Genomic DNA, 26,287 nt, shown 5'->3' with positions numbered 1-26,287 from the left:
CGGCGGACCCTACCGGTCGCGGTCGGTGTATTCGCCCTGGCCCTCGGGCTCGTCGATGAGCGGCTTGTCCTTGTCGGTGTATTCGCCCTCCTCCTCGGGGACCTGCGAGGAGGTGTAGCCCCCGGATGCCCCGGCCGGCCCGGTGCTGGTGTACTGGCCCTCTTCCTCCGCGGCGTCCACGTCCACCGACGTGTCGCGGTCGGCGCGGCCGGCCTGCTCGTTGATGAGGGCCTGCTCCTCGGCGAAACGGACGTCGTTACCCTGGTCGCCGATGTCGCCCCGCCAGTTCGGATCGGACGTCGAGCCGTCACCCTCGTTGGGGTTCACGATGTGTCCTCCATGAGCGTTCTCGGTCATGATGCTTCCTTTCGTCGGAGGATGCGCTCCTCATTGGGCGCCCGCTGCCAGCGTACTGACGAACGGGGAAGTTGAACATGCGGGTCCTCAGTCGCGGAGGAGTTCCTGTACGGCCTTCTCGGAGGCGGAATACGTGGTGATCGGGATGACCTCCCCGCTCATGAAGCGGTCCACGAGCCGGGGGTCCACGTAGGAGCTCCGGGCGACGGTGGGGGTGTTGCCGAGGTGGTCGGCGACCGCCTTCATGGTGGCGCTGACGGCCTTCTGGCGCGCGGTGCGGCTCGTCGCCTTCAGGTCCTCCTTGGCCAGGGCCATCGCCGCGACGACGGTCGCCTGCCAGGTCCGGAAGTCCTTCGCCGTGAAGGGCCCGCCGGTGACCTGCCGCAGGAACTCGTTGAGCTGCGAACCGTCCACGTGGTGCCACTTGCCGTCCTCCGACTGGTAGGCGAGCACGGTGTCGGCATCCTCGCGTCCGATCATGGGACGCAGGGCACCGGCGAGGTCCTCGTCCTCGAGGCGCGTGTCCCAGTGCTGCCCGCTCTTGCCCGGGAAATCGAAGGTGACGAGGTTCCCCTCGATGGTGCAGTGCTCCACGAGCAGCGTCGTGACACCGAAGGAGCCGTTCGCCTCCGCGTACTGGGCCGACCCGATCCTCAGTGCGCCGGAGTCGACGATCCGGAGCACGGCGGCGAAGGCCCGCTCCTTCGACACGCCCTCGCTGCGCAGGTGCTGGGTGATGATGCGGCGGGCACTCGGCAGTTTCGCCCCGAAGTCGAGCGCGCGGTCGAACTTCTCGCGGTCCTTCTGCTCACGCCAGGCGGGGTGGTACATGTACTGGCGCCGCCCGGCGTCGTCGGTGCCCATGGCCTGGACGTGCCCGTTCGGGTAGGGGGCGATCCAGACGTCCTTCCAGGCAGGCGGGATCACGAGGTCGCGGATGCGCTCGATCTGCTCCCGGTCCTGCAGCAGCTCGCCGTTCGGCGTCCGGTAGCTGAAGCCCTTGCCGTGGCGACGACGGGTGATACCGGGCCTGCGCGTGTTGCTGCGGCGCAATCGAGCCATCGTGGAACCAGCCTTCGTAGGGGACCTTCGATAGTAAGCCTACTGTGCTTCCGGTCCTCCCCGTAAAGCCTCCCCTACCGGCCCCCGAGGATGTCGCCGAGCCAGGCGTCGGCTGCACCGAAGGCGTCGTCGGACGTGTGGCGCTCGACGGCGGGCGTACGGCGGTCGGCGCGCGCATAGGACCCGAGGAACCTCAGCCCCGGGCTGATGCGGTGCAGGCCCTTCAGGGCGTCGGCGACGCGGGCGTCCTCGACGTGGCCATCGGCATCCACGCTGAAGAAGTAGTCGCCGAGGAACTGGCCGGTGGGCCGGGACTCGATGCGGCTGAGGTTCACGCCCCGGGCCGCGAACTGGTCGAGGATCTGCATCAGCGCGCCCGGGTGGTCCTCCGGGAGGGGGATGACGAGGGTGGTCTTGTCCGCTCCGGTGCGTGGCGGCAGGGCGTCCGGCCGGCCCACGAGCACGAAGCGGGTCACGGCGTCGGTGACGTCCCCGATGTCCGTCGCGAGGACCGTCAGTCCGAGGCGCCCGGCCACGAGGGGCGAGCAGATCGCCGCATCGTAGCTGCCATCGCCGTCGACCAGCCCATAGGCCGCGGCCGCAGTCGACGACGTCGGGAAGTATTCCGCGTCGCGTATGTTGTTGTCCACCCAGTTGCGGCACTGCGCCCAGGCATGGCCGTGTGTCCCGATACGGCGGACGGCGTCGAGCGCCGTGCCGGGCCGGACGGCGAGCACGAAGGTGATCGGCACGAGCTCCTCGCGCAGGATCCGCAACGGGGCCCCCACCGCGATGGCGTCCAGGGTTGCGCTCACCCCGCCTTCGACCGAGTTCTCGATCGGCACCATCGCGGCATCCACGGATCCGGACCGGACGGCATCGAGGGCGGCACCGACCGTCGACGCCGGGACGCGGCGTGCGGACTCGGCTCCCGGCACCTGCAGCAGCGCCGCCTCCGTGAAGGTCCCCTCCGGCCCCAGGTAGGCGTAGGAGGAAGTGGTGGACACCCTCACAGGACGGTGGGCTCGCTACCCGTCTCGGACACCATCGGCTTGCCGGCCTCGAGCCAGGCACCCATGCCGCCGCTCACGTTGATGGCCGTGTAGCCGTTGCCCTCGAGCCACTCGGCAGCCCGCTGGGACCTGCCACCGCTGCGGCAGATCACGTGCAGGTCCTCGTCCGGATCCAGCTCGCCGAGCCGGGCGGGAAGCTGGTCGAGGGGGATGTGCAGCGCGCCGTCGGCGTGGCCCGCCTCCCACTCGTAGTCCTCGCGGACGTCGAGGAGCCGCGCGTCGTCGGGCACGGCAGTCACCGGTACGTTCTGGGGTTCACTCATGTGCCTACCTTTTCACGCGCTGGCAGGGCACCGCCATTGCTACGGGCCCGTACTGCGGCATAGTGGTCCTTGTTGTCTTCCGAGGGGCCTCCGGCGCAGCGGGTCCCGTAACTGCCCGCCTCCGACTGGGAGTCCCCATGGCCGAACTGCACGAACTCTCCGCCCTCACCCTTCGGGACGCGCTGGCGCGCGGGGCGGTCGGCGCACGCGAGGTCACCGAGCACTTCCTGCAGCGGATCGACGCCCTCAACCCGGACCTCGGCTCGTTCCTCACCGTCACCCATGACGACGCGCTCCGGGCCGCCGACCATGCCGACCGGCTGCGCGCCTCCGGAGCGGCCCTCGGTCCGCTCCACGGCGTGCCCCTCGCGCACAAGGACCTCACCGACGTCGCGGGCGTGAAGACGACCCTGGGCACGGCAGCCCTGGATCACGCGGTGGCCGAGAAGGACGCGCCGCTCGCCGCGGTGCTGCGGCGCGCGGGGGCCATCAGCCTCGGCAAGACGCAGGTCCCCGAGTTCGGCCTGAGCTGCTACAGCGAGAACCGCATCGCTCCGCCCGCCCGCAACCCCCTCGACCGGCGACTCAGCCCGGCTGGCTCGTCGGGTGGCAGCGCCGCGGCGGTGGCCGCGCGAATGATCCCGTTCGCACCGGGGACCGACGGCGGCGGATCGATCCGCATCCCGGCCGCCGCGACCGGGCTGGTGGGCCTCAAGCCGAACCGCGGCCGCGTCCCGTCGGGTTCCGGGCAGGCCGACCTCGGCCAGTTCGTCGTCGCCGGCCCGCTCGCCCACTCGGCCGTCGACGCCGGCCTGCTCCTCGACGCCCTCGTCCGGGAGCCGAACTACCGCCCCACCAGTGCGGCGTCCCGCTATCAGGGCTCCTTCACGGAGGCCGCGCTCCGCGCCGAGGGGCGCTTCCGCATCGGCGTCAGCACGGCGTCGCCCTTCTCCGGCGCGTTGGACATCAGCCTGGACAGCGCCGCGACCGACGCGTTCTCCGCCGGCATCCAGGTGCTGCAGCGGGCGGGCCACGACGTCGTCGAGGCGGACCTGACGTACGACCGCCGGTACCACGACGCGTTCCAGCTCGTCTGGACGGCGGGACTCGCCACCGCGCCGATCCCGGGCGATCGCGAGGACCGGCTGACCGACATCACGCGGGTACTGCGCCGGAGGGCGCTGGGACATACTGCGGCACAGCTCGCTGCGGCCGTCGACGTCCTGCGGCAGTTCGAGCAGGACACCATCGAGCAGTATTCCCGGTACGACATTATCCTGACCCCGGCGGTGGCCATGACGCCGCGTCCCCTCGGCTGGTACACGGACGCCGACGGCGACACCGACTACCTCCGGCAGTGCCAGTACTCCCCCTACACGTCCATGGTGAACGTCTGCGGACTGCCCGCCGTGGCGGTGCCCGTCCTGCGCCTCCCGGACGGTCTCCCGATGAGCGTGCAGCTCATCGGCCGCCCCGGGGAGGAAGCGCAGCTCCTCGCGGTGACGGCCCAGATCGAGGCCCTCCGGCAGTAGCTGGAGGGCCATCGGCAGGAGGCAGGTCGGGTCCTGTTGCGTGCGGGTTCCCGATCGCACAGAATGCTACCCACCGGTAACTTCCCGTACCGCGCTTTTGCTGCAGGACATCGAAGATCGAAGGAGATCGCGTGTCGAACCTCGCCAACAACCTCGCGGCCACCGCAACCAGGAGCCCCTCGGCCGTGGCCATCAAGCTCGACGACGTCGAGGTGACCTTCGGGGCGCTCGAGGTGCTCAGCCAGAAGGTGGCGACGCTCCTCGCGGAGCAGGGCGTCCGGCATGGCGACCGCGTCGCCCTCATCATGCCGAATATTCCGCAGATGGCATTCGTGTACTACGGCATCCTGCGGGCCGGCGCCGTCGTCGTGCCGCTGAACCCGCTCCTCAAGGGACGTGAGGTGGCCTACCACCTCACCGATTCGGGGGCGAAGGTCGTCTTCGCCTGGGAAGGCATCATCGCCGAGGCGCAGGCGGGCGCCGAAGCCTCGGGCGCCGAGACGGGGGCGGACGTCCAGGTGGTGACGGTCGACGGCGGCGCTTTCATGCAGCGTGTCTCGGCGGCCGAGCCGACGCCGGGTGTCATGGAACTCGACGGTGAGGACACCGCCGTCGTGCTGTACACGTCCGGCACCACCGGGCGGCCCAAGGGAGCCACGCTCTCCCACGCCAACCTGTCCCGCAACACCGAGATCTCCCGGGACCTGATGGGGACGGCGGAGGGAGAGGTGCTCTTCGGCGGCCTGCCGTTCTTCCACATCTTCGGGCAGACCTGCGCCCTCAACGCGGCCGTCCTGACCGGAGCCACCGTGACCCTCCTGCCGCGCTTCGAGCCGGGCAAGGCGCTCGAGATCATCGCGCGGGACCGCGTCACGGTCTTCGAGGGCGTCCCCACCATGTACATCGCGATGCTGCGCCACCCCAGCGTCACCTCCACCGATCTCTCCTCGGTCCGCGTGGCCGTCTCGGGCGGATCCGCGCTGCCCGTCGAGGTGCTGCACGAGTTCGAGCGCGTCTTCGGCGCGGACCTCCTGGAGGGGTACGGCCTCTCCGAGACGTCGCCGATCGTCAGCTTCAACCGCGTGGGACACCTCCGCAAGCCCGGCTCCATCGGCACACCGGTGGATGGGGTCGAGGTGCGCATGCTGGACCCCGAGGGCGGCGAGGTGCCGCAGGGCGAGGTCGGCGAACTCGCCGTCCGCGGCCACTGCGTCATGAAGGGCTACTGGGAGAATCCCGAGGCCACGGCGGCGGCGATCCCCGACGGCTGGTTCCGCACCGGGGACCTCGCGCGGGTGGACGGGGACGGCCTGCTGTACATCGTGGACCGCAAGAAGGACATCATCCTCCGCGGCGGCTACAACGTGTACCCGCGGGAGGTGGAGGAGGTGCTGTACGAGCACCCGGCTGTCGCGGAGGTGGCCGTGATCGGCGTACCGGACGAGCTGCACGGCGAGGAGATCGTCGCGGTCATCGGGCTCAAGGCCGAGCATGCCCCGGCCGACGATGCAGCCCGGGAGGAACTCGCGACCGAGATCGCCGATTTCGCGAAGGACCGCGTCGCCGCCTACAAGTACCCGCGCCGCGTGGTGCTGGTGGATGCCCTGCCCAAGGGGCCGACGGGCAAGATCCTCAAGCGCGAGATCAGGGTCTAGCCGTCCAGCCGGCCGTCCGACGAGCTATCCGTCGGGCCATCCCCCGGGCCGCGGCGTCCGCCGAAGACGCCGTAGACCTGGGCGGCGGCGTCCTCCATCAGGGCGGCTGCGCCGCCGATCAGCTCCTCGAGCGCCATGGGCCCCGTGGCGATGGAGAACGCCGCCGCGAGTCCGGCGTCCTGGACCTGGGCTGCGGTCAGCTGCACGCGCCCCGCGATGGCGACGACGGCGCAGGTGGCGGGGGCGTTCTCGACCACGGCCTGCACCACCTTGCCGCCCAGGGACTGCGAGTCGAAGGAACCCTCCCCGGTCAGGACGAGGTCCGCGTCCGCCAGCGCACCAGCCAGCCCGACGGCGTCGGCCACTAGGGCCGATCCGGGGACGATCTCGGCGCCGAGGAACGGCACGAGCACGGCAGGCAGGCCGCCCGCAGCGCCGGTCCCGGGCACCTCCAGCACGTCGACGCCCGTCTGCGCGGAGACGACGCGAGCGAGGTGCGCCAGGCCGGCGTCGAGGACCGCGACATCGTCCGGCGTCGCACCCTTCTGCGGACCGAAGACCGCAGCCGCGCCGCGGGGCCCACAGAGGGGATTGTCGACATCGACCGCGATGCGCCAGCGCACCTCGCGCGCGCGGGGGTGCAGACGGGCGGTGTCGATCGTCCTGAGGGCCGCGAGGCCTCCGCCGCCCGGGGGCAGGGGATTCCCGTCGGCATCGAGGAAACGGGCGCCGAGCGCCGAGAGCAGGCCGGTGCCGCCGTCCGTCGTCGCGGATCCGCCGATGCACAGGAGGATCTCCTCCGCGCCGTCGTCGAGCAGCTGCGCCGCGATCTCGCCCACGCCGTAGCTGGTGGCCGTGAGTGCATCGAGGGGAAGGTCGGCGACGAGGGGCAGGCCGTTGGCCTCCGCCGCCTCGAGGACGCCGCGTACCGGGGACCCGCCGCCGTCCTGCCGGGCGGAGACGCCGTAGCGTGCGGTCCGGGCGCGGCCTGCCGCGTCGTGGCACCGGGTGGTCCGGGGTTCGGCGTTCCAGGCGGCGAGGAGCGCGTCGAGCGTGCCCTCACCGCCGTCCGCGAGTGGGGCCAGCACGACGCGCGGCGCGGGATGCCCGAGCCGGGCCGCGGCACCCGTGACACCGGCAGCCATGGCGAGGGCAGCCTCCGCTGCGGGAAGGCTGCCCTTGAGGGAGTCGGGCGCGATGACGATCCTGAGGGGGCGCGGGGCCGCGGTCGTGGTCACCCGTCCACCCTAGCGGGCAGTCCTCGCCCGGGACCCGCCGCCGGGGGGTCAGGAACCCGCCCGGACGGGGTCGGTGCGGGTCAGTCGCCGGGGCCGCTGCCGTTGTCCGCCTCGAAGTCGGGGGCGATCTCGTCCTCGGTTCCCGGGCCGCCGTAGCCGCCCGCCGTCTGCTCCTCGAGCTTGCCGGCCTCCTCCGCGCCCTGCTCCTCGGGATCGCCGCTCGGGTTTCCGCTGGGGTTCTCGCTCATGGTGCCGCCTTCCGGAATGCGTGTGCCCCCTGTCTGGGTGCTGATACTCAGCTTACTGATCATCGGGGTGCGGGCAACCGTACCCGAGGACCGGCCCTCGACGGGACGTGACGGAGCGGCCCGGGGTAGCGGGTGTAATCGAGCGCATTCTTTGGCATGCTGGGGCCATGGCTAACCGAGCGGGCACTGTAGCCCTCCCCAGCGACCTCGTAGACGTGACAAGACTGCTCGACGCGTATTTCGACGTCGAGCCCGACCTGGGGGATCCCGCACAGCGCGTGGCCTTCGGAACGTCGGGGCACCGCGGCTCGTCGCTGAAGTCGTCCTTCAACGAAGGGCACATCGCGGCGATCACGCAGGCGATCGTCGAGTACCGCGCCGGGCAGGGCATCACCGGCCCCCTCTTCATGGGCAAGGACACCCACGCGCTGTCCGAGCCGGCACAGAACACCGCGCTCGAGGTCCTCGCGGCCAACAGGGTGACGGTCCTCGTCGACGCCCGTGGCGCGTACACGCCCACCCCCGCCGTGTCGCACGCGATCCTCACCTACAACGCCGTCAAGGTGGAGCAGGCCGACGGCATCGTCATCACGCCGTCGCACAACCCCCCGGGCGACGGCGGGTTCAAGTACAACCCCCCGCACGGTGGCCCCGCCGACTCGGACGCCACGAACTGGATCGCGAACCGCGCCAACGAACTGCTCGAAGGCGGCCTCCGCGACGTCCGGCGCATGCCCATCGCCCAGGCCCGCATGGCCGAGGGGATCGGCTCCTACGACTTCCTCCAGAACTACGTGGACGACCTCCCGTCGGTGCTCGACCTGGACGCCATCCGCTCCGCGAACGTGCACATCGGCGCGGACCCGATGGGCGGCGCGTCGGTGGACTACTGGGGTGCAATCGGTGAGCGCCACAACCTGAACCTGACCGTCGTCAACCCCACGGTCGACCCGCAATGGGCCTTCATGACCCTCGACTGGGACGAGAAGATCCGCATGGACTGCTCCTCGCCGTCGGCCATGGCATCACTGATCGGGAAGGCCTCGCAGTTCGACATCGCGACGGGCAACGACGCCGACGCCGACCGCCACGGGATCGTGACGCCGGACGCGGGCCTGATGAACCCGAACCACTACCTCGCCGTCGCGATCCAGTACCTCTACGCCAACCGTCCCAACTGGCGTGCCGACGCCGTGATCGGCAAGACCCTCGTCTCGTCGTCGATCATCGACCGTGTCGCCCTCGACCTCGGCCGCGTGCTGCAGGAGGTCCCCGTGGGCTTCAAGTGGTTCGTGCCCGGCCTGCTGACCGGCGACCTCGCCTTCGGCGGCGAGGAATCCGCCGGCGCCTCCTTCCTGCGCCACGACGGCACGCCCTGGAGCACCGACAAGGACGGCATCCTGCTGGCCCTGCTGGCCTCGGAGATCACCGCCGTCACCGGGAAGACCCCGTCGCAGCACTACCTCGGGCTGACGGAGCGGTTCGGTGCCCCTGTCTACGCGCGGATCGACGCCGCGGCGACCCGCGAGCAGAAGGCCGCGCTCGGGAAGCTGTCGCCGTCCGACGTCACCGCCACGACCCTCGCCGGCGAGGAGATCACCGCCCGGCTGACGGAGGCACCGGGCAACGGCGCTCCCGTCGGCGGGCTGAAGGTCACCACGGAGAACGCCTGGTTCGCGGCGCGGCCCTCGGGCACGGAGGACGTCTACAAGATTTACGCCGAGTCCTTCCGCGGCGAGGAGCACCTGAAGCAGGTGCAGGCCGAGGCGAAGGCGCTCGTGGACGGCGTCATCAGCTGACCCTGCTCAGAGCAGCCTGCGCAGCAGCCTCCTCTTGATCGGGCCGAAGGGTGGGTACGCGAGGCGCAGCGTGTCCACCCCCGTCGGCTTGGAGAACACGGGCTGCACGTGGCTGAACGTCTCGAAGGACTGCCGGCCGTGGTAGCTGCCCGTACCGCTCGCACCGACGCCGCCGAAGGGCAGCCCGGGGACCGCGAGCTGGATGGTGCACACGTTGTGGGCGAGCCCGCCCGCATGGACCCGGTCCGTGAAGGTCCGCAGGTGCTCGTCGCTGTCGCTGAACAGGTAGGCGGCCAGCGGATGGGGCCGTGCACCGATGAACCGGATGGCCTCGTCCAGGTCCGCGACCTCGAGGATCGGCAGGAGGGGACCGAAGATCTCCTCCTGCATGAGCGCCGACCCCGGGTCGACGTGACGCAGGACGGTCGGCTCGATGTACCGCTCCGCGCGCTCGTGCCGGCCACCGGAGACCACGGTTCCGCCGTCCATCAGGCCCACGAGGCGGTCGAAGTGGTGCTCGTTGATGATCCGGCCGTAGTCGCCCGAGGTCCTCGGATCGCTGCCGTAGAAATCCCGCACGGCAGCCGCGAGCGCATCGGCGAGGATCGGCGCGGCGGCCGGCGTGGTCAGGACGTAGTCGGGCGCCACGCACGTCTGGGCGGCGTTCAGGAACTTGCCGTGGACGATGCGGCGGGCCGCGGTGCGCAGGTCCCCGCCGACGACGACGGCCGGTGACTTGCCTCCGAGTTCGAGCGTCACCGGCGTCAGGTGCTCGGCCGCTGCCTTCATCACGATCTTCCCCACGCGCTCACCGCCCGTGTAGAACACGTGGTCGAACGGCTGCGCGAGCAGGTCGGTGCTCACCTCTGCTCCCCCCTCGACGACGGCGACGGCCTCCCGGTCCAGGTACTCCGGCACGAGGCGTGCGAGCACCCGGGAGGTCGCGGCCGCGAGCTCACTGGGTTTCAGCACGGCGGCATTACCCGCCGCCAGCGCTCCGACGAGCGGCGCCAGCACGAGGTTCAGCGGATAGTTCCAGGGCCCGATGATCAGGACGACGCCGAGGGACCGGGCCTGCGACCAGGCGCGACCCGGCTGCAGCCCGCCCGGGACGGCGATCCTCTCCGGCGCCATCCAGCGGTCCAGGTGCTTGAGGGCGTAGCGCGCTTCCGCCCGGACCACGACGACCTCGGAGAGGAAGCCCTCCGTCCGGCTCTTGCCGAGGTCCTCCTCCAGGGCGCCCGTCAGCTCGTCCTCGCGTTCGGCCAGCAGCCGCAGGAGGGCGCGGAGCTGGTCCCGGCGCCACGCCGCGCGCCGCGTGGCCCCGGAATCGAAATACCGGCGCTGGTCCGCCAGTAGTGCCGCCGCAGCGCTCATCGGTCGTCCTTCCCGTGCGTCGGAGCGCCACCGGGACGCCCCGTGAAGTGGTCCATCGAGCTGTACACCCGGAAGACGCGGTCGGCGACGACGTCCCAGGCGGGCTGCGGGAGCAGATTGCGGAGCGTCCCGGCCAGCTGCACGGTCCAGGGCAGCTGGACGCGCGCCTTTCCGGCAAGCAGGGCGCGCCAGGCCTTGTCCACCACGTAGTCCGGCTCCATCAGAGGGGTCAGCAGGGGTCCGCGCGCCCCCTCGAACATGCCGGTCCTGATGTAGCTGGGAATGAGGGTCGTCACGGCGACGGGGTAGCCCGACGACGCCAGTTCGAGACGCAGGGAATCGCTCCAGCCGATCACGGCCCACTTGGAGGCCGCGTACACGCTCATCCGCGGGACGGACAGCGTCCCGGAAGCCGACGCCACATTGAGGATCCTGGCGGGGGTGCCGCGCTCCATCATGGCCGGCAGGAAGGCGCGGGTGACATGCATGGGTCCGCCGGTGTTCACCCGCAGGGTGAGGTCGATGTCCGCACGGTGGTCGTGCTCCCAGAAGTACTTCCCCCGCACGATCCCGGCATTGTTGACCAGCACGTCCGGCACGCCGACGTCGTTCAGGACCGCACCCGCCGCGGCCTGGATGGACTCGACCGATGCCACGTCGACCACGTAGCTGTGGACGGCCGCCGTGCTCGAGGCCAGACCCGCGACGACGTCCTCGAGGGCGCGCGCGTCGACATCCCACAGCACGACGGCGGCAGCCCCCTCCCTGGCGGCACGTTCTGCATAGAGCCTGCCCATGCCCATGCCTGCACCGGTGACCACCACGGTGCGTCCTCGAACCGTGAATACCATCGTCGACCTCTTTCCCTCGCGGACAAGCAACGTAACATCCCGGGAACGTGAGGCGGATAGGATTCTCGGAACCCCCCGACTCCCCTGGAAGGCATACGCATGAGTGCACGAGGCATCGGATGGACCCTCCACGGGGATGGCAGGAACGTGCGGCCGGGCGGATTCGTCGCCCCCGAGGAACGGCTCAGCTGGCCCAGGACCATCGGCATCGGCGCGCAGCACGTCGTGGCGATGTTCGGTGCGACGTTCCTGGTACCGCTGATCACCGGGTTCCCGCCGTCGACCACGCTGCTGTTCTCCGGAATCGGGACGATCCTGTTCCTCGTCATCACCGCAGGGAAGGTGCCGAGCTACCTCGGGTCGAGCTTCGCCTTCATCGCGCCGATCGCCGCCGCCCAGTCGCAGCACGGAGCAGCGGGAGCCCTCGGCGGCATCATCATGGCCGGGGCTGCACTGGCGATCATCGGGTTCATCGTCCACACCGCGGGAGCCCGATGGATCCAGGTCGCCATGCCCCCGGTCGTCACCGGCGCCATCGTCGCCCTGATCGGCCTCAACCTCGCACCGACCGCCAAGACGAGCTTCGAGCAGGCTCCCCTCACCGCCCTCGTCACGGTGATTGCGATCCTGCTCGTCACGGTGCTGTTCAAGGGCATCCTGGGGCGGCTGTCCATCCTCGTGGGCGTCCTCGCCGGGTACGCCGTCGCGATGATCCGCGGCGAGGTGGACTTCGCAGCCATTCGGGACGCCGCCTGGATCGGCCTTCCCGACTTCACCGCACCCGAGTTCCACCTGTCCGTCGTCGGGCTCTTCATCCCGGTGGTGCTCGTGCTCGTGGCGGAGAACATCGGCCACGTGAAGTCGGTGGCCGCGATGACCGACAGGGACCTGGACCCGCTCACCGGCCGGGCCCTGATGGCCGACGGCCTGGCGACCATGATCGCCGGTGCCGGCGGAGGCTCGGGCACCACGACCTACGCCGAGAACATCGGGGTCATGGCAGCGTCACGCGTCTACTCGACGGCTGCCTACTGGGTGGCCGGCATCGTCGCGATCCTCCTGAGCCTCTTCCCGAAGTTCGGTGCACTCATCGCCACCGTCCCCGCGGGTGTCCTCGGCGGCGCCGGGGTGGTCCTCTACGGCATGATCGGCATCCTGGGCGTCCGGATCTGGGTGCAGAACCAGGTCAACTTCTCGAATCCGATCAACCTGTCGACGGCGGGGGTCGCGCTGGTCATCGGCATCGCGGACTTCACGTGGACCGTCGGGGACCTGGCCTTCGCGGGAATCGCCCTCGGCACCGCTGCGGCCCTCCTCATCTTCCACGGCATGACGGCCATCGCCCGCGTCCGCGGCAGCGAGCACGTCGCCGGCCCGGGAGAGCTGGAGGCCCGCGACTCCGGCAGCAGGCCCTCGAAGCTCGGCTGACACGTGCGCGGTGGAAGAATGCAGTCCATGCCCCGCTCCGACGTGACCCGCACCCCCGACGCCCCATGAGCAACCCCCGCGAAGTGTGGGCCTCCCCCGAGTGGCGGCAGCAGGCGGAGCAGTGGATCGACCTGGTGCTGGAGACCTTCGGCGTTGCCCGGACCGGACCGGTGGAGCAGCCGCGCATCCGCTTCTGGTCCACGCAACTGACCGTTCCCACCGACCACGGCACGCTGTGGTTCAAGGAGAACAACCTCGGCCAGCTCGCCGAGGCGTCCATCCTGTCGCTCCTCGGCGAACTCGCACCGGACCACGTCGCCGCCCCACTGGCCATCGAACCGTCGCGGGGCTGGATGCTCACTGCGGACCACGGTGCCACCCTCGACAGCCTGGGCTCCGGCGACCGGCTCGTGTGGGAACGCATCACGGGCGACTTCGCCGACCTGCAGCAGATCGTCGCACCGCACGGTGAGCGCCTGTCCCAGGCCGGGCTCGTCCTCATGAATCCGGAGGTGGCAGCGAACTTCGTGGAGAACCAGCTGCTGCTGCACACGGGGCTGCCGGCAGAGCACCCACTGCACCTGTCCGCCGAGGCGGCGGACGACATCGTCCGCCGCCTGCCGGCCATCCACGACGCCGTCGAGGTCCTGCGCGGCACAGCAGTCCCGCTCTCGCTGGACCACAACGACCTGCACGCCAGGAACTGCTTCCTGCCCGCGACGAGCGCCGAACCGCTGCGGTTCTTCGACTTCGCGGACTCCTACTGGGCGCACCCCTTCAGCGTGCTGCTCGTGCCGATCACGCAGATGCGTGAGCAGTGGAACACGACGGCGGACGACCCCAGGATCCAGTCGGTGATCACCGCGTACCTCGAGCGATGGACCGGCTACGCCCCGATGCATGAACTGCGGGCAGCCCTCGAACCCGCCCTGCAGCTGGCGGGGGTGCATCGGTACGGCTCGTGGCTGCGCCTGCTGGTCTACGCCGACGACGAGTCGATGCGCGCCTACGCCCCGGCAGCCCTGCACTACCTGAGGACGCTGACGGACCCCGTCCTCGGTTAAGGCCGGCTAACGCCCGGAAGCGCCTCGTGAAGCGGGACGGACAGTCCTTGACGGGCTGCACTGTGTCGTGCAACTGTTCTACAACGATGTAGACAACGATGTAAATCGGCAGAGCCCCTGCCTCTCCCCTCCTGAAAGGTCTCCGCGATAATGACGTCACGCAGCACGTTCTGGTCGCGCTCCGCGAGTATCGCCGCCGTCCTCACCCTCGCCCTCACGGGCGCAGCACTGCCCGCCACGGCAGAACAGAAGGCCCCGTCCGCCCTTCTGCCGCAGTCCGCCGCAAGCAGCCTCGACGACCTGGTGGGCGGCAAGTCGGTGGTCGGCGAGACCAGCCCCATCCACGATCCGGCGCTCATCATCGACGACGACGGCACGTGGTACGTCTACTCCACGGGGCTCCTCGCCCGCGAGAACGGCGGCACCATCCAGATCTGGTCCTCGCACGACGAAGGCACCACGTGGGAGTACGCCGGCACGGTGTGGGACGAGATCCCCGCCTGGATCGACGAGCGCTACTCGGACGGGGTGCTCCCCGAGAACCTCTGGGCGCCGGAGATCTACGAGAACGACGGCACCTACTACCTCTACTACTCGGCGTCGCGCTTCGGCACCGACAACTCCCTCACGGCGCTCGCGACCAACACCACGCTCGATCCCGACGATCCGGACTACGAATGGGTGGACCAGGGACTCGTCGTCGAGTCGCCGGTCACGGGCCTCGACCCGAGCAATCCGGGTAAGACCTTCAACGCCATCGACGCCGGCATCGTCGAGGACGCGGACGGCAAGCCCTACATGTCCATCGGGTCCTTCTGGTACGGGATCTTCCTGGTGCCGCTGGAATGGCCCAGCGGCAAGCCGGTGGAGGACTGGCAGTCCCGAACGGTCAACATCGCGGACCGCTTCGTCCCGGGCAACCCCATCGAGGCGCCCTACATCATCCACCGCGACGGCTACTACTACCTGTTCACCTCGTTCGACTTCTGCTGCCGCGGCGCGGACTCCACGTACAAGATCGCCGTGGGCCGCTCGGAATCCATCACCGGCCCGTATCTGGATAAGGAGGGCCGCGACATGTTCGGCGGCGGCGGATCGATCCTCCTCGAATCCCACGGCGCGATGAACGGCGTCGGCGGCCAGTCCGTCTTCGGCGACTACCTCGCGTTCCACTACTACGACCGGTCCAACGCCTACGCCCCGACCCTCGGCCTGCAGAAGATGGGCTGGGAGGACGGCTGGCCCACCGTCGACCAGTCCGTCGGGCTCCCGGCACTCGTCGCGGCGCCCCGGCCGGCCACCGTCCGCGAGGGTCACAAGGCGTCCTTCACGGCGAGTGCCACCGGCACTCCGGAACCCGTCGCCGTCTGGGAGAGCTCGGACGACGGCGGGGAGACCTGGCAGCCCGCAGCTGTCACCCAGCGGGCGGAACGAAGCGACGACGGCACCTACACGTCGGTCGCCGAGGTCAAGAAGGCACAGGCCGCCGACGACGGGCGCCTGTTCCGCGCCACGTTTTCGAACCCCCACGACTCGGTGACGACGGATCCCGTGGAGCTGACCGTCGAGTCGAAGCCAGGGAAGGGCCAGGGCCGCAAGTAACTGCTGCGGCGCCAGCAGGGCGGCGCCGCCCACCAGACTCGGTGTGCCATCGGGGGCGCGATACCCCGGGAACGCATCGATACCGAGGGAGCCCGGTTGCGGGAGTGGCCGCAACCGGGCTTCCGCCTCCCGGCACCCGCCCCCGCCAGCCACCGCCCCGCCTGCCTGCCTGCCTGCCTGGTCAGGCTAGTCCCGGGCTACCGGTCGCGGGGACTGCCCTGCGGCCACGCGGACCGTGCGGTCATGCAGTCGGCGAGGACATCGGCGGCGTCGGAGACGAGCCCGTCGACGCCGAGGTCCAGCAGCCGGTCCATCTCCGCACGCTCGTTGATGGTCCAGACGTGCACCTGGAGTCCCGCCGCCCGGCAGGAGCGGACGAAGCGACGCGTCACGACCCGCACACCCCGGTAGGTCTCGGGAACCTGCAGCACCTGGACGCCTGCGATCCGGGCGATCCGTCCCGCCAGTCCCAGCGGCGCGACCAGCTTCAGGAGGGTATTGACCGCCATACCGGCGGATGACGCCGTCGGCCTCTCGAGCAGCCGCAGCACAGCGCGCCGCCGGCGGTCCGAGAAGGACGCGACGAGCACGCGGTCGTGGGCGGATAGACGGTTGATGAGTTCCGCGAAGGGGCGCACGCAGTCGCTGCTCTTGACGTCGATGTTCAGGCGCAGGTCCGGCCAGCGCAGCAGGAGTGCTTCGAGCGTCGGAATGCCGCCGTGGCCGCCCACCGACAGTCCGCCCAGGTCAGAGGCGCTCTGCTGGGCGATCGGGCCGTGCGCGTCGGTCACGCGGTCGAGGTCCTCGTCGTGGAAGACCATCACGACGCCGTCGCCCGACGCGCGGACGTCGATCTCGAGGTACCGGAAGCCCAGGTCGACAGCGCGTCCGAAGGCCGCCATCGTGTTCTCCCCGCCGCCGGGTGCGAAGCCCCGGTGGGCCAGCGCGAGCGGGAGGAGTCCGGGCCGGGTTCCGGCCCTATTGTCGAGGAAGGGGTAGCGGCCGGGATCAGGCCGTGCGGAGCGCCGCAAGCCGTTCCTCCAGGACCTGCGCCACGCCGTCCTCGTCGAAGGGCGGCGCCACGAGGTTCGCGGCGGCGAGCGCGTCGGGGTGTCCCGACGCCATGGCATACCCATGGCCCGCCCAGTCGAGCATCTGCACGTCGTTGGGCATGTCACCGAAGGCGACGACGTCGGCGGCGTCGATACCGCGCTCCGCCGCGTACCGGGCGAGCGTGACCGACTTGTTGATGTGGGGCACGGCCATCTCGAGGAGCGCGACGGTCGGGGCCGAGTGCGTGGTCGAGACGAGGTGCGCGACGGCGGGCCGCACGGCTGCGAGGAACTCGTCGGGTGAGATCTCCCGCTCCCGCGCCAGGAACTTCACCACGTCCTCGCCGGGCAGGGACGTCTCGAAGGGCTCCGCGGTGATGCCGCCGAGGAGCTCGGAGGTGGCGGCGTCCGCGAATCCGGACTCGATCTTGAAGCCCGAGACGGTTTCGGCGGCGAACGTGGCGGCCGGGAAGAGACCGCGGATGATGTCCCGCGCAGCATAGACGTCCTCCGGCTTCAGGAGCTTCGCGTCCAGGATGCGCTCCGACTCGAGGTCGTACGTCAGGGCACCGTTGGAGCAGATGACCGTCCCGGTATGGCCGAGCTGGTCCCGAAGTGGTTGGAGCCAGCGCGGTGGGCGGCCGGTCACGAAGACGACGTCGATCCCGGCGTCGATGCATGCGCGGAACGCCTGGATGGTGCGGTCGCTCATCTTGCCGTCGTTCCCCACAACGGTCCCGTCCATGTCGCTCGCCACGAGGCGCATCGGAAACTCCTTCAGGTCCTGGACCTCCACCCTACCGGCGGGCGCAGTGTGCGGCGGCATGGGGCGGGGCATCCCTACTGCTCGAAGGTCCCGATCAGCCGGGCCCGGCCGAGGGTGTGCGAGAAGAGGTTGAAGCCGAGGTAGGCGGGCGTCGCATCGGCCGGGATACCGAGCGACTCGACGTCCACCGCGTGCACCACGACGTGGTAGTGGTGCGGACCGTGGCCCTCGGGTGGCGCGGCACCGACGAATCCGGGGAATCCGGCGTCATTCCGCAGTTGCACGGCGCCCTCGGGCAGCGAGCCCCCGTCGCTGCCCGCCCCCGCGGGCAGGGATGTGGTGGTTCCGGGCAGGTCGGCCACGGCCCAGTGCCAGAAGCCGCTCGCGGTCGGCGCATCGGGGTCGTAGACGGTCACCGCGAAGCTCTTCGTGCCCTCCGGGAAGCCGCTCCAGGTGAGCTGCGGAGACTCGTCCCTGCCTCCAGCCCCCATGATCCCGGACACCTGCGCGGGATCGAGGGGTGCGTCGGAGGTGATGCTCTCGCTGGTGAGTTCGAACCCGGGGACCTGCGGAAGGTCTGCGTACGGATCGCGGGTCATGGCTGTGCTCCTCTGGTCGTCATCCCTCGTCGTTCCTGGTGGTCACGGATCCCGGTCAGGCGCGTACCATCTCGTTCCGCGTGGGCGGATTGGCACCGGCACGGGACACCGTGATGGCTGCCGCCCGGGCCGCGTACTGCAGCATTCCGGTCAGCTGCCCGAGGTTAATTCGGAGCAGCTCGTCGCGGCGATGGGCGCCGTCGAGCTCGAGGTCCACGAGCGCGCCCACCAGGGCCGCCATGAACGAGTCGCCGGCACCCACCGTGTCCACCACGCTGGTCGATGGCGCCGGAACGGACACCTCGCCGGCGCGGCATACTCCCCACGGCCCCTTCGAGCCACGGGTCACGACGACGACGGCGGCGCCGGCGTCCAGCCAGGCGCGGGCCGACTTCTCGGGGCTGCGGTCCGGGTAGAGCCACTCGAGGTCCTCGTCGGATGCCTTCACGACGTCGGCCAGGGCCACGAACCTCTCCGCCTGCCCGCGCGCGAACGCCCGGTCGCGGATGATGGTGGGCCTGCAGTTCGGATCGTAGGTGACCGTCACGAGCGGATGCGCGGCCCGGACGAGGGACAGCACGTCGTCGGCTCCCGGTGCGAGCATCGTGGCGATCGACCCGGTGTGCAGGAGAGTGGTCCCGTCGAGGAGCTCGTCCGTGCGTCCGGCGAGGCCGGGGAGGTCCCAGACGAGCTGAAAGTCGTAGGCCGCCCCGCCCGCGGGGTCGAGGCGTGCCGTCGCGACGCTGGTGGGCGCGCTGTCCGGTTCGACCGGGAAGGGCACGGAGTTGTCGCGGAGGTGCTGCTGGATCATCCGGCCGTAGGCGTCGTCGCCGTAGCGCCCGACGAACTGCGCCGGATGGCCGAGGCGCGCGAGCCCTACGGCCACGTTCATGGGGCTCCCGCCCACGTGGGCGCGCATGGAGGCGGTGTCGCTGACCACTTCGTCGACAAGGGTTTCCCCGATTACGGTGAGCACTCTTTCAACGTACCAGCCCCGGCGCGTGGGGAGTCCGGGGTTTCAGCTCTCCGCGCCTGAGAGGTCGCTGGGAAATCCGAGCGCCTCCCCCGCCGCGGGCGGTTCCCGAGGGACACTTGGATCTCCCCCTCCTCCCGGACCTGCACGCCTCGTGCGGGTCGAGCCTCCAGGACGCCCATGCCCTCTCCGACTGCCACACGCCCGGTCACCACGCGCCCGGCCTCCGCCCGGAATCCGCTGTCCCGCGGGGGCCGGCTCCGGCGTGCCCTCACCACGCGGGGTCCCTCCTCGAACCGCAATGCCCGCAACCTGCTGATCACCACGACCTTCGCGCTGGTGGCCATCGGTCTCCTGATGGTGCTGTCCGCGTCCTCGGTCGAACTCGTCGCTGCCGGGAAGTCGCCCTTCGACACCTTCTACAAACAGCTCATGTGGATGGGCATCGGCAGCACCGCGCTCGTCGTCTGCGCGTTCATCCCCCTTCGTACGTACCGGAAGCTGGCCTGGCTGATCCTGCTGGGTTCCTTCGTGTTCTCCCTGCTGGTGTTCACCCCACTCGGGGTGGAGGTGCAGGGCAACAGGAACTGGATCGGCATCGGGTCCCTCACCGCCCAGCCGTCGGAGTTCCTCAAACTCAGCATCATCCTCTGGGGCGGCGCGGTCCTCACCCGGAAGGCGAAGCTGCTGGGGAACTGGAAACACCTGTTCGTCCCGGTCGCGCCGGGTGCCATGGTCGCCGTCGGCCTCGTCGTCGCGGGCAAGGACCTGGGCACCGCCATGGTCCTTGCCCTCATCGCCGTCTCCCTGTTCTTCTTCGCCGGCGCCAGTCCGAAGCTGTTCCTCGGGGGCCTCGCCGTCGGCGTCGTCGGCACCGCCCTCGCCGTCGTGTCGAGCCCGAACCGCATGCTGCGGATCTCGGCCTGGCTCGATCCGGCGGCCGAGGGCACGGCCGAAGGGCTGGGCTACCAGAGCGCCCAGGCCCTCTACGGGCTCGCCGGCGGCGGGGTCTTCGGCGTCGGGGTGGGCCAGAGTCGGCAGAAGGTCAACTGGATCCCGGAGGCGCACAACGACTTCGTGTTCGCGATCCTCGGCGAGGAGCTCGGACTGGTGGGCGCGCTGCTCGTGATCATGCTCTTCGCCGTCCTGGCGTTCTCGATCTACCGGATCTCCACGCTGTCGAAGGATCTCTACGTCACCTACGTCTGCGGCGGCATCCTCGTGTGGATCATCGGGCAGGCCATCCTGAACATCGCCGTCGTCACCGGCATGATCCCCGTCATCGGCGTCCCCCTGCCCTTCATCTCCTACGGCGGGTCCTCCATGGTGGCCGTCCTCGCCGCCGTGGGAGTGCTGATCTCCTGCTCGCGGGCCACCGATCGGGACCTTCCAGCAGACCGGCGGCGAGCCTACTCGGAATCCGTTCCGAGCACGGGGGACTTCGCAGGCAGGGGTTGCCCCCGGAACCGCCGAACGCTGTAGGCGATCAGGGCGAGGGCGATGACCGAGGACCCGATGAGGCTGATGCCCGTTCCCGTGCCGCCGAAGAGCCACCACTTGTCCTCGAGGAACCACCAGGACGGCACTGCGGGCTGCAGGATCCACGTCACGCCGAGGCCCATGATGACCAGGGCACTGAGGCAGCTGACCACGATCCGCGGGATCGTCCTCACCCCGAGGGCGGCGGCGTGGAAGGCATTCGCCTTCAGCGGCGCCAGGTACCGGCGAGCCCAGCGGTACTGCTGGGACAGTACGGCGAGCCCGGCCGCGAGCATCAGCAGCCCCGGGCCGGGCAGCACGAGGGCGGCGATCCCGAGGATCACGAGGGTCCACCCCATCACCTCGATGCCGGTGCGGCGAATCCATCCTCGGACCCGCCCTCTCGCTGCCATGCTCACAGGATGACACAGGAAGCCGGGCACGCACGAAGCCAAGCAGACTGGGTAACGGGTTCGGGACCGGCGCGGGCTGCCAGGGAACAAACGAAGAGATACATGCGTTTGCATGGACATACCGGCCCAGGCGGACCGGAACCATCCGAGGAGGACAGCGTGACTGCACGAACCGAAGGTCTCCACCACGTCACCGCGATCGCCGGTGACCCCCAGAGGAACATCGACTTCTACATCAAGGGACTGGGTCTGCGCCTCGTCAAGAAGACCGTGAACTTCGACGACCCCGGCACCTACCACCTGTATTACGGAGACGAGTCCGGCCGTCCCGGCTCGCTGCTGACCTTCTTCCCCTGGCAGGGCATCCGCAGGGGGCGCGTGGGCAGCGGCCAGTCCACCACCACGGCCTTCTCCGTGCCCCAGGGCACCCTCGGGTGGTGGCAGGAGCACTTCAAGGCCCTCGGCGTGGAGTCCGCCATCTCCCGTGCCTCCTCCGAGGAGGAGCGCCTCTCGCTCCGCGACCCCGACGGGCTGCAGATCGACCTCGTCGCGTCCTCCATCTCGGATCCCCGCAACCCGTGGGACTCCGCCTCCGTCCCCGCCCAGTACGCCGTCCGCGGCCAGCACTCCTCCGTGCTGACCGTCCAGGATCCCACCCGGACGCTCGAGACCCTCACGCGTGACCTCGGCATGGCGGTCCTCGCCGAGAAGGACGGCCGCTACCGCCTGAGCACGCACGGCGGCGAGCCCGGCACCGTCGTCGACGTCGTCACGGACCCCCGCGGCGAGCGCGGCCTCGTGGCCGGCGGCACCGTGCACCACATCGCCTTCCGCGTCCCGGACCAGGCGACCCAGGAAGTGTGGCGCCAGGAACTGGCCGAACGCGGGTACGGCGTCACGGCGATCCTCGACCGCCAGTACTTCACCTCCATCTACTTCCGCGAGCCCGGCGGAACGCTCCTAGAGATCGCGACGGACACCCCGGGCTTCGACATCGACGAGCCGCTGCTGGAACTGGGCCGCTCCCTGAAGCTGCCACCGTGGCTCGAGCCGAACCGCGAGGCCATCGCGCACTCGGTCGCCAGGATTGACCTGCCCGGTGAGAACAACCCCGCCCTCCAGGCATTCTTCAGGAGCTGACATGACAACCATGCACGAGTGGCCGCACCTGTTCGACGCGGGAACTACAGGCACCCCGGTGCTGCTGCTCCTCCACGGCACGGGCGGCACCGAGCACGACCTCTTGCCGCTCGCCGACCGCCTCGCCCCGGGCGCCGGCTACCTCGCACCCCGCGGGCCCGTGCGGGAACACGGCATGAACCGCTGGTTCCGCCGCTTCGGTGAGGGCGTATTCGACGTCGACGACGTCGTCCGCCGGGCGGGCGAGCTCGCCGGGTTCGTCGATTGGGCACGCGGACACCACGGCATCGTCGGCCGTCCGCTCGTCGCCGTCGGCTTCTCGAACGGCGCGAACATCGCACTCGCCGCCGCCCTGCTCCACCCCGGAGCCGTGGCGAACGCCGTCGCCTTCTCCGGCATGTACCCGCTGGAGGGGCGGACCGTCCAGGCCGACCTGTCCGGCACGTCCGTCGCCCTGTTCAACGGGAGCTCCGATGCCATGGCGCCGATCGACAGCGTGGTCCGCGTCGGTTCGATCCTCGAGAGCAGAGGCGCGGAGGTGGAGCGGAACGTCCGCGAGGGCGGCCACGGGATCCACCCCGCCGAGGTGGACGGGGCAGCCGCCTGGATCGCCTCGCACACGGCGGCGTAGGGACGGAAACACCTTCCGGCAACGTCCCCGCGCGCTCCCAGACCCCGGCCCCTACGGGCGGCCGTGGTCCGCTGCGTCGGCGGCCGCCCCCAGGAGCGCCACGACGGTGTCCTACGCCTCGGAACCCGGGGCGATGACGGCGAAGTGGTCGCCGGGGACGAGGGAGAGTTCCGCCGCCCCGCCCGCCGCCGTCGCCGCCCGGACATAGCCCTCCGACTGGCTGACGGGCACCGTGGTGTCCTCCGTCCCGTGCACTGCGTAGACGGGTACATCGAGCGGAACGGCGGTCATCGGATCCGCGAGGGAGTACCGTTCGGGGTCCCCGGGCGCGCCCAGCAGGTTCTCGACGGCATCGTCGCTCAGGCCCAGGTCGCGTGCCTCGCGGAGGTTCAGCAGACCGGCCTGGCTGATGACGGCCGTGAGCGGTACGCCCGGCTTTCCGGCTCCCGGTGTTCCGGGCGGCAGCCCGGCCCGCCCCGCGGCCCAGACGGCCAAGTGGCCGCCGGCGGAATGTCCCAGGGCCGTCGTCGTGCCGAGCCCGAACCCGTGGTCCCGGGCCGCGACGGCGAGGTGATCGATGCCCGCGGCGACGTCGTCGAAGGTCTCGGGCCAGCCCCCACCGTTCCCGGCGCGCCGGTACTCCAGGTTCCAGCAGGCGTAGCCGCGCCCCACGAGGTCCTGCGCAAGCGGCTCGCCGAGCTCCGCGCCGTAGGTGGACCGCCAGTAGCCGCCGTGGATGATGACGACGACGCCGCGCACCGGGACGTCTGCACCCGGCAGGTAGAGGTCCGCGAACTGGCTCGGATCCTCGCCGTAGCTGTAGCGCCGGGCTGGAACGGAGGGAGCCTCGGCGGACGGCGCTCCGCTACCGGAGGAGGCCCGTGCGCCGGGGCGGACACCGCAGGCAGCCAGGACAGCCGTGCCGACGGCGGCCGCCAGGGCGAGGACGGCGCGCCGGCCGGGATGTCCACGATTCACAGGGGAAGCGTAACGGTCACCCGGGTTGGCTACGATGAAGTCTCTCCTTTGAAAGGCACGGCACATGGGAACGTGGGACGATCTCGACGAGCGGCTGAGGCCTGCCGTCGAGGCGCATACGAGGGAGTACGAGCGCGTGCGGCCGGCCCTCGACCGCGTGACCACCGCCATGCGCGACAGCATCTCGGCGATCTTCGACGGTACCGACCTCAAACCCCTGTTCGTCACGGCCCGCACCAAGACGGTCGAATCGTTCCGCGACAAGGCCGCGCGCACCCTGCCGTCCCCGGAGGCCGGCGCGCCGCCCGTGCTCGTCTTCCCCGATCCGATGCGCAACCTCACCGACCTGGTGGGGGTCCGCATCATCACCACGCTCCCGCACGAGGTAGACCTCGCGGCGAACCTGCTCAAGCGCCAGCGCAACGAGTTCGACTGCCGCGGCGACCGCGAGAAGGACATCGGATCCATCGAGTCCGGCACGTACGGCTACTCCAGCCGCCACCTCATCATGCGCACCATCCACAGCGACGTCGTCCGTGCGTTCCAGCAGGCCGTCGACCCCGATACCAAGGCTGCGGGGAGCTACCTCTTCGAGGTGCAGGTGCGGACGGTGCTGGCCCACGCCTGGTCGGAGATCGAGCACGACATCCGGTTCAAGGCGTCCAACCCGAAGGCCTGGAGCCCCTACTTCGACCGGCAGTTCACCGGGACGGCGGCCATGCTCGAGACCGTGGAATCGGCCTTCGCCGAACTGCACGAGCGGTACGAGACCGTCACGGGGTTCTGGGACGAGGAGGGCGAAGGCAGTGCCCCCCTGACCCCGAACCGCATCCGGGACGTCTGGCAGACGCTCCTGCCGCACGTCGACCGGAAGTCGGACGACAACTGGGGCTGGGCCGCAGAGCTCCTCGCGGCCCACGGCCTGAGGACGACCCTCGAACTGGTGTCCCTCCTGCAGGCCGACACCATCACCACCGTGCGCAAGGCACTGGACCACCGGTACTCCCCGGGCCCGGACCGGCTCCTCGATGACATGCTGCTCTGGCACTACGGCGAACGGCACATCGACCTCACCGCCGAGCCGCGGGACGCCGAGGGCACCCCGCGGAGGGACAGCCTCCAGCGCCGGTACCGGCAGATGGAGATCTACCGGGCCCAGCACCCCGGCACCTAGCGGGACGGACGCGGAAAGCCCGGCCGCGGCCGAGGAAGAGCACGACGGGTGCGACGGGTAGAGTGGGAACAGGTGAGCCGGGAAGTCTGGTCGGCATGTTCTCCCGTCGACCCCGATTCCAGCAGGAGCCTCCCATGGCCGAAAAATCACCCGACTCTTCACCCGCACCCATCCCCGCGCCTCGATCCGGAATTCTGGGCCGTGGCACCTACTCCGAGGTCCTGCGGATCGGCGAGATCCTCCGCAAGGAAACCGTCGGCGGGATCCTGCTCGTTGTCGCCGCAGCAGTCGCGCTGGTCTGGGCGAACTCCCCCTACGGGGACAGCTACTTCGCGTTGCGCGACTTCCGTCTCGGGTACGAGCCCTGGCACCTGGAACTCAGCCTCGGCGCGTGGGCTGCGGACGGGCTCCTCGCGGTCTTCTTCTTCCTCGTCGGACTGGAACTCAAACGTGAATTCGTCGCCGGGGACCTGCGCAGCTTCTCCAGGGCGGTCGTTCCGGTTGCGGCAGCCTTCGGTGGCGTCGCGGTACCGGCCCTCATCTACACGGTAATCAACCTGTCCAGCCCGGAGACCCTGCAGGGCTGGGCGACACCGACAGCCACGGACATCGCCTTCGCCGTCGCCGTCCTCGCGATCGTCGGATCCCACCTTCCCAGTGCACTGCGGATCTTCCTGCTCACCCTCGCGGTGGTCGATGACCTGCTGGCCATCACCATCATCGCGGTGTTCTACTCCGACGATCTGCACCTCGCCCCGCTGCTCCTGGCACTGATCCCGCTGGGCTTGTTCACGATCCTCGCCCAGAAGTACCGGCGCTTCTTCGGCTTCAAACCCGCCGCGGCCTGGTTCATTCTGCTCCCCATCGGCTTCACGGTCTGGGCGCTCGTGCACGCCGGAGGCATCCACGCCACCGTCGCGGGCGTCCTGCTCGGCTTCGCCGTTCCGGTCATCCGCAGCCAGGCAAGCGGAGGACCGGATGCAGGGCCGGGACTGTCCGAGATCTTCGAACACCGCTTCCGTCCCCTCTCAGCCGGCTTCGCAGTCCCCGTGTTCGCGTTCTTCTCCGCCGGCGTCGCCATCGGAGGGTGGACAGGTTTCCAGTCCGCCCTCTCCGATCCCGTCACCCTCGGCATCATCGCCGGCCTCGTCGTCGGCAAACCCATCGGCATCGTCGGCACAACCTGGCTGCTCACCAGACTCACCCGCGTCAACCTCGATGCGTCCCTGAAATGGGTGGACCTGATCGGTGTCGCCCTGCTCGCCGGCATCGGGTTCACCGTGTCCCTGCTCATCGCGGACCTCAGCTTCGGCGACGGGGGAACGACTAATGATCACGCCAAGGTCGGGATCCTCACCGCGTCCCTCACCGCGGCCCTCCTGGCCTCGATCATCCTGCGCACCCGCAACCGCCACTATCGCACCCTGCACGCCGAGGAACAGATCGACGCCGACGACGACGGCACCCCGGACGTCTACCAGCACCGATCCTGACGGGACCTCGGCCGCCTGCGGGAGCGGCGGCCGCCCGGCA

At 70.2% G+C, this 26,287-nt stretch carries 25 protein-coding genes; 11 read left to right on the top strand and 14 right to left on the bottom strand.

What is annotated here, in order from left to right; genetic code table 11:
* Nucleotides 1-9: 9 nt before the first annotated feature.
* The 4 genes from ACX80H_RS10435 to ACX80H_RS10420 form a co-directional block, all read right to left on the bottom strand.
* Nucleotides 10-357: a hypothetical protein gene (locus ACX80H_RS10435; RefSeq protein WP_459313113.1), complete on the bottom strand. Its 348-nt coding sequence runs from the start codon at nucleotides 355-357 to the stop codon at nucleotides 10-12.
* A gap of 87 nt (nucleotides 358-444) precedes the next feature.
* Nucleotides 445-1,419 carry a DNA topoisomerase IB gene (locus ACX80H_RS10430; RefSeq protein WP_459313112.1) on the bottom strand — a complete coding sequence of 325 codons (975 nt, stop codon included), beginning with the start codon at nucleotides 1,417-1,419 and terminating at the stop codon, nucleotides 445-447.
* A gap of 74 nt (nucleotides 1,420-1,493) precedes the next feature.
* Nucleotides 1,494-2,426 carry a prephenate dehydratase gene (gene pheA, locus ACX80H_RS10425; protein WP_459313111.1) on the bottom strand — a complete coding sequence of 311 codons (933 nt, stop codon included), beginning with the start codon at nucleotides 2,424-2,426 and terminating at the stop codon, nucleotides 1,494-1,496.
* A 2-nt stretch (nucleotides 2,427-2,428) separates the two neighbouring features.
* Nucleotides 2,429-2,755: a rhodanese-like domain-containing protein gene (locus ACX80H_RS10420; protein ID WP_087072310.1), complete on the bottom strand. Its 327-nt coding sequence runs from the start codon at nucleotides 2,753-2,755 to the stop codon at nucleotides 2,429-2,431.
* A gap of 137 nt (nucleotides 2,756-2,892) precedes the next feature.
* On the opposite strand from ACX80H_RS10420, the gene ACX80H_RS10415 reads away from it, so the two are divergent.
* Together ACX80H_RS10415 and ACX80H_RS10410 are read left to right on the top strand one after the other, a co-directional pair.
* Nucleotides 2,893-4,287, top strand: coding sequence for an amidase (locus ACX80H_RS10415; RefSeq protein ID WP_459313109.1), 1,395 nt, complete (start codon nucleotides 2,893-2,895; stop codon nucleotides 4,285-4,287).
* 131 nt (nucleotides 4,288-4,418) lie between these two features.
* Nucleotides 4,419-5,942 carry a long-chain-fatty-acid--CoA ligase gene (locus tag ACX80H_RS10410; protein WP_459313107.1) on the top strand — a complete coding sequence of 508 codons (1,524 nt, stop codon included), beginning with the start codon at nucleotides 4,419-4,421 and terminating at the stop codon, nucleotides 5,940-5,942.
* Here ACX80H_RS10410 and ACX80H_RS10405 read toward each other — a convergent pair.
* Nucleotides 5,939-7,180: a glycerate kinase gene (locus ACX80H_RS10405; protein WP_459313105.1), complete on the bottom strand. Its 1,242-nt coding sequence runs from the start codon at nucleotides 7,178-7,180 to the stop codon at nucleotides 5,939-5,941. The two genes, ACX80H_RS10410 and ACX80H_RS10405, sit on opposite strands and share 4 nt — an antisense overlap.
* 80 nt (nucleotides 7,181-7,260) lie before the next feature.
* Nucleotides 7,261-7,428 carry a hypothetical protein gene (locus tag ACX80H_RS10400; protein ID WP_301224399.1) on the bottom strand — a complete coding sequence of 56 codons (168 nt, stop codon included), beginning with the start codon at nucleotides 7,426-7,428 and terminating at the stop codon, nucleotides 7,261-7,263.
* Nucleotides 7,429-7,595: 167 nt separating this feature from the next.
* On the opposite strand from ACX80H_RS10400, the gene pgm reads away from it, so the two are divergent.
* Nucleotides 7,596-9,227, top strand: coding sequence for a phosphoglucomutase (alpha-D-glucose-1,6-bisphosphate-dependent) (gene pgm / locus ACX80H_RS10395; protein ID WP_459313103.1), 1,632 nt, complete (start codon nucleotides 7,596-7,598; stop codon nucleotides 9,225-9,227).
* Nucleotides 9,228-9,233: 6 nt separating this feature from the next.
* Here the strand turns inward: pgm and ACX80H_RS10390 are convergent, their stop codons facing one another.
* Nucleotides 9,234-10,604, bottom strand: coding sequence for an aldehyde dehydrogenase family protein (locus tag ACX80H_RS10390; protein ID WP_459313101.1), 1,371 nt, complete (start codon nucleotides 10,602-10,604; stop codon nucleotides 9,234-9,236).
* Nucleotides 10,601-11,455 carry an SDR family NAD(P)-dependent oxidoreductase gene (locus tag ACX80H_RS10385; RefSeq protein WP_459313099.1) on the bottom strand — a complete coding sequence of 285 codons (855 nt, stop codon included), beginning with the start codon at nucleotides 11,453-11,455 and terminating at the stop codon, nucleotides 10,601-10,603. Before ACX80H_RS10385 ends, ACX80H_RS10390 begins: the two co-directional genes overlap by 4 nt.
* A gap of 99 nt (nucleotides 11,456-11,554) precedes the next feature.
* On the opposite strand from ACX80H_RS10385, the gene ACX80H_RS10380 reads away from it, so the two are divergent.
* The 3 genes from ACX80H_RS10380 to ACX80H_RS10370 all read left to right on the top strand — a co-directional run bounded on the left by ACX80H_RS10380 (nucleotide 11,555) and on the right by ACX80H_RS10370 (nucleotide 15,549).
* The gene (locus ACX80H_RS10380; RefSeq protein WP_459313097.1) at nucleotides 11,555-12,883 is read left to right on the top strand and encodes a uracil-xanthine permease family protein; all 1,329 of its coding nucleotides are present in this window, start codon (nucleotides 11,555-11,557) and stop codon (nucleotides 12,881-12,883) included.
* Nucleotides 12,884-12,948: 65 nt separating this feature from the next.
* Complete coding sequence (locus ACX80H_RS10375; protein WP_459313095.1) at nucleotides 12,949-13,947, top strand: hypothetical protein; 999 nt, start codon at nucleotides 12,949-12,951, stop codon at nucleotides 13,945-13,947.
* A gap of 150 nt (nucleotides 13,948-14,097) precedes the next feature.
* A complete protein-coding gene (locus tag ACX80H_RS10370) occupies nucleotides 14,098-15,549 on the top strand; it encodes a glycoside hydrolase family 43 protein (RefSeq protein ID WP_459313093.1) in 1,452 nt (483 codons plus the stop codon).
* A gap of 197 nt (nucleotides 15,550-15,746) precedes the next feature.
* Here the strand turns inward: ACX80H_RS10370 and ACX80H_RS10365 are convergent, their stop codons facing one another.
* The 4 genes from ACX80H_RS10365 to ACX80H_RS10350 form a co-directional block, all read right to left on the bottom strand.
* The gene (locus tag ACX80H_RS10365; RefSeq protein ID WP_459313091.1) at nucleotides 15,747-16,580 is read right to left on the bottom strand and encodes a glycerophosphodiester phosphodiesterase family protein; all 834 of its coding nucleotides are present in this window, start codon (nucleotides 16,578-16,580) and stop codon (nucleotides 15,747-15,749) included.
* Nucleotides 16,558-17,367: an HAD family hydrolase gene (locus ACX80H_RS10360; RefSeq protein ID WP_459313090.1), complete on the bottom strand. Its 810-nt coding sequence runs from the start codon at nucleotides 17,365-17,367 to the stop codon at nucleotides 16,558-16,560. Before ACX80H_RS10360 ends, ACX80H_RS10365 begins: the two co-directional genes overlap by 23 nt.
* A gap of 74 nt (nucleotides 17,368-17,441) precedes the next feature.
* Nucleotides 17,442-17,966: a YbhB/YbcL family Raf kinase inhibitor-like protein gene (locus ACX80H_RS10355; protein ID WP_459313088.1), complete on the bottom strand. Its 525-nt coding sequence runs from the start codon at nucleotides 17,964-17,966 to the stop codon at nucleotides 17,442-17,444.
* Nucleotides 17,967-18,021: 55 nt separating this feature from the next.
* Nucleotides 18,022-18,942 (bottom strand): carbohydrate kinase family protein, encoded by a 921-nt coding sequence (locus ACX80H_RS10350; protein ID WP_459313087.1) that lies wholly within the window; start codon nucleotides 18,940-18,942, stop codon nucleotides 18,022-18,024.
* A 177-nt stretch (nucleotides 18,943-19,119) separates the two neighbouring features.
* Between ACX80H_RS10350 and ftsW the strand changes: the two genes are divergently transcribed.
* Entirely contained in the window at nucleotides 19,120-20,421 is a 1,302-nt protein-coding gene (ftsW, locus tag ACX80H_RS10345; RefSeq protein ID WP_459313085.1) for a putative lipid II flippase FtsW, read from the top strand.
* On the opposite strand, the gene ACX80H_RS10340 is transcribed toward ftsW, so the two are convergent.
* Nucleotides 20,349-20,831, bottom strand: coding sequence for a PGPGW domain-containing protein (locus ACX80H_RS10340; protein ID WP_459313083.1), 483 nt, complete (start codon nucleotides 20,829-20,831; stop codon nucleotides 20,349-20,351). The genes ftsW and ACX80H_RS10340 overlap by 73 nt on opposite strands.
* Nucleotides 20,832-20,990: 159 nt before the next feature.
* Between ACX80H_RS10340 and ACX80H_RS10335 the strand changes: the two genes are divergently transcribed.
* On the top strand, nucleotides 20,991-21,971 hold the full coding sequence (locus ACX80H_RS10335; protein ID WP_459313081.1) for a ring-cleaving dioxygenase: 981 nt from the start codon (nucleotides 20,991-20,993) through the stop codon (nucleotides 21,969-21,971).
* 1 nt (nucleotide 21,972) lies between these two features.
* A complete protein-coding gene (locus tag ACX80H_RS10330) occupies nucleotides 21,973-22,602 on the top strand; it encodes an alpha/beta hydrolase (RefSeq protein ID WP_459313079.1) in 630 nt (209 codons plus the stop codon).
* A 111-nt stretch (nucleotides 22,603-22,713) separates the two neighbouring features.
* On the opposite strand, the gene ACX80H_RS10325 is transcribed toward ACX80H_RS10330, so the two are convergent.
* Nucleotides 22,714-23,580, bottom strand: a complete 867-nt coding sequence (locus ACX80H_RS10325; RefSeq protein WP_459313077.1) for an alpha/beta hydrolase family protein — start codon at nucleotides 23,578-23,580, stop codon at nucleotides 22,714-22,716.
* Nucleotides 23,581-23,644: 64 nt separating this feature from the next.
* Between ACX80H_RS10325 and ACX80H_RS10320 the strand changes: the two genes are divergently transcribed.
* Together ACX80H_RS10320 and nhaA are read left to right on the top strand one after the other, a co-directional pair.
* Nucleotides 23,645-24,754, top strand: coding sequence for a GTP pyrophosphokinase (locus tag ACX80H_RS10320; RefSeq protein ID WP_459313075.1), 1,110 nt, complete (start codon nucleotides 23,645-23,647; stop codon nucleotides 24,752-24,754).
* Between the two features lie 134 nt (nucleotides 24,755-24,888).
* Complete coding sequence (nhaA, locus tag ACX80H_RS10315; protein ID WP_459313073.1) at nucleotides 24,889-26,247, top strand: Na+/H+ antiporter NhaA; 1,359 nt, start codon at nucleotides 24,889-24,891, stop codon at nucleotides 26,245-26,247.
* Nucleotides 26,248-26,287: the final 40 nt, after the last annotated feature.

The organism is Arthrobacter pasteuri (assembly GCF_054510955.1).
The sequence above is the reverse complement of the archived record's forward strand: the minus strand, read 5'-3'. Positions and strand labels throughout refer to the sequence as shown.